Source organism: Ruminococcus bromii, from assembly GCF_002834225.1.
GTDB lineage: Bacteria > Bacillota > Clostridia > Oscillospirales > Acutalibacteraceae > Ruminococcoides > Ruminococcoides bromii.
On the sequence record NZ_NNSR01000060.1, the window covers coordinates 1 to 4,547 of the forward strand.

The 4,547-nt window shown below is 39.0% G+C and carries 2 protein-coding genes; one reads left to right on the plus strand and one right to left on the minus strand.

Annotated elements, in window-relative coordinates; all coding sequences use genetic code 11:
- Nucleotides 1-2,756: RHS repeat domain-containing protein (locus RBATCC27255_RS06210; RefSeq protein WP_147639974.1), on the minus strand; the 2,756-nt coding region annotated here is incomplete at its 3' end.
- Nucleotides 2,757-3,142: 386 nt separating this feature from the next.
- Between RBATCC27255_RS06210 and RBATCC27255_RS06215 the strand changes: the two genes are divergently transcribed.
- Nucleotides 3,143-4,369 carry an IS256 family transposase gene (locus RBATCC27255_RS06215; protein ID WP_101029216.1) on the plus strand — a complete coding sequence of 409 codons (1,227 nt, stop codon included), beginning with the start codon at nt 3,143-3,145 and terminating at the stop codon, nt 4,367-4,369.
- Nucleotides 4,370-4,547: the final 178 nt, after the last annotated feature.

Below are 4,547 nucleotides of genomic sequence, written 5' to 3' on the forward strand. Positions count from 1 at the left end.
GTTCTTGTTTCAAGTAATTTTACAGGTGCCCAGTTAGTTCCGAGTGAATACGATTCCATTTTTTGAATGTTACCGTAGTTATCATAAACTATTCTGATATAGCGACCTGTTCGGGTATCTGCATACCATACAAGCTGATTTAGTTCATCGTATGTATATACGGCTACCTTTTTGCCGTTTTCATACACATTCTCTACATTACCTGTATCGTTGTAATTATAGCTGTAATCCAGAACCCTATCAGAACTCAACTTATAACTGATACCGCCAACCATATTTGTAGTAGCATTACTTTCACTGCCGTGATAATAAGAATACTGCTTTGTAAATACGGTATCGCTCTTGTTCTGTTTTGTTGTTACAGTTGACACTCTTCCGAAATCATCGGTTGATGTTTCGTTAGTTACACCGTCATTGCTTACAAATGACTTTCCGTCATCATCTGAGCCTGTTGTAATAGTCTTTGTCTGACCGTTTACAGATGTTTTTTCAACTGTATTGCCGTTTGAATCGGTAACAATATAATGAGTAAGACTGCCGTCTGATGATGTACGATATTCGCTTTCAAGTGAACCGTCAAATGTGTAGTAGTAATATGAGGTTTCGCCGCTTGAATAGTCAACCGCCTTTGTAACAAGCCCCTGCTTGTTGTAAATCATCTCGGCAATTTTACCTGTTTCACCTGTGATTACAGAAATATTGCCATAGTTATCGTAAGCATATTCAAGATAATCACCGTTTGCATAAGCAGTCTTTGTAAGATTACCGTTACTATCATAGGTATTGCTTGTAATTGCAACATTGCCTATTCTTGTTGAAACAAGGTTATAGAATACATCATAATTAAATGAATAACTAAAACCGTTATGAGTAATTTTTGATACAGAGCCTAAACCGCTGTATGTATATGAGTTTTCAGAATCACCGTTTTTAACAGATGTAAGGTTGCCTGATGAATCATATGCGTAGCTTGTCACATTATCATCTGCATCAGTAATCGAAGTTACATTGCCGTTGACATCATAAACATAATGTGTTGTACTTCCCTGTTCATTGGTTTCAGCGGTTACATAATTACCTGTGCTGTCATATTCTGAACTTGTCTGCATATACGGCTTTGACTTATCAATACTTTCAGATAAGACTTCTTCGTCAACAGCCTCTTTTTCAGAAGTTTCATTCTTAGAATCTTCGGAGCTTTGAATTAACGGTGAAATGTTTACTTCCGCATTATCAACCGTCATTTCATTCTCATTATAACCGTAAACAAACGCAAATGCAATATAATTTACAACTTCATTTGTTTTTTCAGGAGTAACAGAAAGTGATACCTGCTGGTAACCGTCTGTGTCAGCACTAAAGTTCTGATAATGGAATTCAGGTGTACTGCTGTTATTGTAGTAAATATTGAGTGCAATGCCAAATGTTCTGTTTTCATTTGAAAGCGGAACTGAATTTGACTTTGCTGTACCGTTAATTTTAAACGATACTCCCGCTCTGCCTACTTTGATATTCTGATAGATATACTTGTTACCCAATGAGTTATCATCAGTGGTATCGGAATTATCATTATCGTCAGAATTATCTGTATCAGAATCACTTGGACTTGTAACTTCTTCCGTTGTTTCATTTTCTTCAACTTCATAAGTTTTCTTTACAGTTCTTGTTACAAATCCCTGTTCGGTTTTAACTGCATTGCCGTAATCATCATATGTGGTGATGCTGTCATTAGGTTCGGTTTCTGTAACGGTTTTCGTGTATGTTGACGGCTGTGTTTCATCTGTCGAGTCATCGCTTGATGAATCGGCATTTTCATCATCAAATGCACCTGCTGTACCGCCTATTGTTACAGTTCCTTTGTTGGCTGAAATGCTCTTGTTTTCTTCTGTGAGCCAGTTGTCATTCGAGCTGAAATCGCTGTTTTGAAGAGCGTTGAAGTTGTTGGCACAATTACCCTCTTCAAACTGGATGCAGTCAAACCACGCTGTACCCGATGCGTATCTAATCAAGCCATACACACGGATTGACGCTGTTGTACTCGGCACATTTGCGGTTACGCTTATTCTCTGCCAATCAAGTGTGCCTGTAAGTCCGATACTGTTGATTTCTTTTACAGTCTTGCCTGATGAATCAAGACACTTAACTTTGAGGATTGCTCCGATTGAGCCTCCGCTGTAAATCTGCTTTACATTCTTTGTTTTTACATATGCAGAGAAAGTTACATCTTTGCCGTTGAAGGTTGTTTCTTTGAACTGATGAGCAAAGCCTGTAAAGAATGCGGAGTTATTCTCACTTGTCGGATTTTCAACCTTGAGAGAAGTTGTTCCAAGATACTGATAGTAACCGTCCTCTTCTGTTGCGGCAGAATTATCGACTGTTACTTTACCGCCTTTACTTGCGGTACTGCCCTTTGTGCCGTTTGACACGAAGTAATATTTGCCTCCGCCAACTTCTGTCTGCTGTGAGGACTCTGTGATGTAGTTTTTAGTGTATGCGTTTGCACTGTTGTTAATTACAAGTCCTGTGTTTTCGGACGAAGTTGCATAGCCGTTTGAATTGAGGACAGAAACAGTTGAACCGCTGTTATCAAAAATATGGGTTTCGCTGTGTCCCTGCTTATCTGTAAACACGGTTGTATTGTCGGCTTTGTAGCTTATGTTAAGGTGATTTCCCTCTGTGCCATCAGTACCGTATTCGGTAATATTAGTTACCTTGCCGTTTGTGTAAGTGAATTTATGTGTCGGCAGGGATTTCATATAGCTGTCAGACACACCCGAAATTGAAATTTGACATAGCACCAAAGAGCAATCAGATAAGACATATGCTACCTGAATGTTTGTTACTACACTCCTAATTGTGGCAACTTACACATTTCAAGTTCAATTGTCATGGTATTAAAAGATTTGTTTCAACTTGCTATTGCAATTTGCGAGTAAAAGATAATTGTAAAATCTGTTTTATTGTACTATTAGTAGTAAAATGAAGTGCAATATTGAAATTTTTGGAAATGATTTGTTGCTGAAATTAAATTTAAAATAACTGACAGAGAGACCGCCGAAAATTTTGTGTAAAAGTGAATAATAAGCTTCCTTTCAAGCAATAATGGGAATAGAAAAATCAAAGCTTGAAAGGAAGTTTTTTAATGACAAAAGCACCGGCAGAAATGATGAGAGAATTTGTAAAAAGTCAGAATTTCACATCAACAGATGAAGTGATGACAGCGATGAAAGATATGTTCAAGGACATTCTTCAGGAGGTTATGGAATGTGAACTTGCCGATGAACTCGGCTATGAGAAAAGCGAAAGAGTGTCGAATGATGAATGTAGCAATAAGTCGAAAAATTACAGAAACGGCTACTCGAAAAAGACGGTAAAAACGCAGATGGGCGAGCTTGAAATCAAAGTTCCGAGGGACAGAAACGGCGAATACGAACCCAAAATAATCAGCAAATACAACCGCAATGCAGACGGTATGGAGGAGAAAATTCTCTCGCTCTATGCCTGCGGAATGAGCCAGCGTGATATTTCCGAACGAATCAAAAATCTGTATGATGTAGAAATTTCTCCCGAGCTTGTCAGCGAAATCAGCGAGAAGATTATGCCCGATGTGACTGCTTGGCAGAACCGACCTCTTGAAGCAGTATATCCGTTTGTGTTTATGGATGCAATCCATTACAAAGTCAAGGAAAATCATCAGTATATCACGAAGGCTGCATATGTAGTTTTGGGCATCAATCTTGATGGGCAGAAAGATATTCTCGGCATATGGATTGGCGAAAATGAGAGCAGTAAATTCTGGCTGAATGTGTTGAACGAACTCAAAACTCGTGGAATTAAAGATGTATTTCTGTTCTGCGTTGACGGTCTGACAGGTTTCAGACAGGCTATTGAAGCGGCTTTTCCGAACGCACAAATCCAGCGTTGCATCATTCATCAGATACGTTCAAGCACAAGGTTTGTCAGCTACAAACACATCAAGGAACTGATGGCTGACCTCAAGAAAGTATATCAAGCCATCAGCGAGGAAGAGGCTATGAACAACCTGATTTTGTTCAAGGACAAGTGGGGCAAAACTTATCCCTCCTGCGTAAAAAGTTGGGAGGAAAATTGGGATATTCTATCCACATTTTTCGCATATCCGCCCGAAGTTCGGAAGATAATATATACAACGAATATTATCGAAGGTTTGAACCGTCAGTTCAGGCAGATTACGAAGAACAAGCCGTCATTCACAAACGATGACAGTCTGCGCAAAATGTTGTATTTAGCGTCGCAAAAGATTGTCGAACGCTGGACACAAAGATGTCGAAACTGGGACATAGTTTTGAGCCAGTTATCGATAATATTTGAGGACAGAATACCGGCTTGATTTGCCCCCGAGAATAGAATTTCCTGTCCGCAAAATGTTATTCACGCAAATCGTGCATAAAACATTCCGCAGACAGGAAAGAAAAGTTAACACGGGGCAAATCAGAAAGCCTGATTACACCGCAATCCGCTGTTTTGTTATTGCTTGAAGGATTATTATTTACACAGAATTTTATGGG